The organism is Vibrio sagamiensis NBRC 104589 (assembly GCF_007990935.1).
GTDB lineage: Bacteria > Pseudomonadota > Gammaproteobacteria > Enterobacterales > Vibrionaceae > Vibrio > Vibrio sagamiensis.
This window is the reverse complement of the sequence record NZ_BJXJ01000142.1, coordinates 1-846: the sequence shown is the minus strand read 5'-3', so window position 1 is coordinate 846 and position 846 is coordinate 1. Positions and strand designations below refer to the sequence as shown.

Sequence of the window (846 nt, the reverse complement as noted above, 5' to 3'; positions counted from 1 at the left end):
CTAAGTCGCTGTAGCTCGTTGAAATACGGTTTGATTTTTGTATACAGGCTTTCGCACCACACTCGGGGCAAATTACTCTCATATAACACCATGAACCTATTGAAATGATGGAGACATGGTACTAGATAATTATGTGCATTTATACAGAACTATTACTGGGTCACCGAAAGTACGAGCGCCCGACGGAAAATGCACTCCTCCTCCCCACCTACGATGTTTTCGTTATCATTTTTTCGCAATTTACTCTCAGGGAAAAATAACCTATTGATTATTGGCTGTATTAATGTATATTGCTGCGTTTTATCACTTTAGGAAATCAATTACTTATTTGAATTTAGAAGTGATTAATTGTAGAGAAGCTAAAATGAAAAAGTTATTAGTTATGGCATTGAGTATAGGGCTGGCTTTTCCAGTTTTCAGTCAAGTAGATTGTAAAGGAAAAATTACAAATCTCGCCCTTCACATTGATAACGGAATTTTGATTGCTGGGTTGGAAGGCGGCCCTTCCGCAACTTATCTTTGTTCTGTTAGTTCGCAGTACAATGGAGTTCCTCCCGAAGCATGTAAGGCCCTGTATAGTAGTCTATTGTCAACAAAAGCAGCAGGTAAAAAATCTTTGATACGTCTTTATAATTTTGATACTTGTGCTGATTCAAATTTGAATTATAAAGCGGCAGGTACTCTTGGCTGGAGCGAACATATGCTCGATTAGTGAACATTACTTGCTTCACTTCGTTTTCTAAAAGCCACCGAAAGTACGAGCACCCCACCTGCAGCGTTTTCGATCTCATTTTTTCGCAATTCTATTTCAGAAAAATTCTGTATTTTTTGAAGTAATGAATCATA

Annotated in this window: 1 protein-coding gene and 1 pseudogene; one reads left to right on the top strand and one right to left on the bottom strand. The window is 37.7% G+C overall.

Going from position 1 to position 846, the window contains the following annotated elements; genetic code table 11:
- Positions 1-82: pseudogene (locus VSA01S_RS20440) on the bottom strand (transcriptional regulator); the annotation flags it as partial.
- Positions 83-283: 201 nt separating this feature from the next.
- On the opposite strand from VSA01S_RS20440, the gene VSA01S_RS19835 reads away from it, so the two are divergent.
- Positions 284-712: a hypothetical protein gene (locus VSA01S_RS19835; protein WP_039983868.1), complete on the top strand. Its 429-nt coding sequence runs from the start codon at positions 284-286 to the stop codon at positions 710-712.
- The last annotated feature ends 134 nt before the right edge of the window (positions 713-846 follow it).